Origin of the sequence: Shigella sp. FC1967, from assembly GCF_001743005.1 — a bacterium.
Lineage (GTDB): Bacteria > Pseudomonadota > Gammaproteobacteria > Enterobacterales > Enterobacteriaceae > Proteus.
In genome coordinates this window covers 1-412 of sequence record NZ_MIIZ01001299.1, presented here as the reverse complement: position 1 = coordinate 412, position 412 = coordinate 1, and the positions used below count along the sequence as shown (strand labels likewise).

1 rRNA gene is annotated in these 412 nt (G+C 51.5%); it reads left to right on the top strand.

Annotated features, from left to right (window positions below):
* Positions 1–412 (top strand): 23S ribosomal RNA (locus tag BHE89_RS21455); the annotation flags it as partial.

The following is a 412-nucleotide window of genomic DNA, read 5'->3' as shown; positions in this document are numbered from 1 at the left end:
CCCCAGTAAACGGCGGCCGTAACTATAACGGTCCTAAGGTAGCGAAATTCCTTGTCGGGTAAGTTCCGACCTGCACGAATGGCGTAATGATGGCCAGGCTGTCTCCACCCGAGACTCAGTGAAATTGAACTCGCTGTGAAGATGCAGTGTACCCGCGGCAAGACGGAAAGACCCCGTGAACCTTTACTATAGCTTGACACTGAACATTGAGCCTTGATGTGTAGGATAGGTGGGAGACTATGAAGTGTGGACGCCAGTCTGCATGGAGTCAACCTTGAAATACCACCCTTTAACGTTTGATGTTCTAACCTAGGGTCCATAATCTGGATCGGGGACCGTGTCTGGTGGGTAGTTTGACTGGGGCGGTCTCCTCCTAAAGAGTAACGGAGGAGCACGAAGGTTGGCTAAGCAT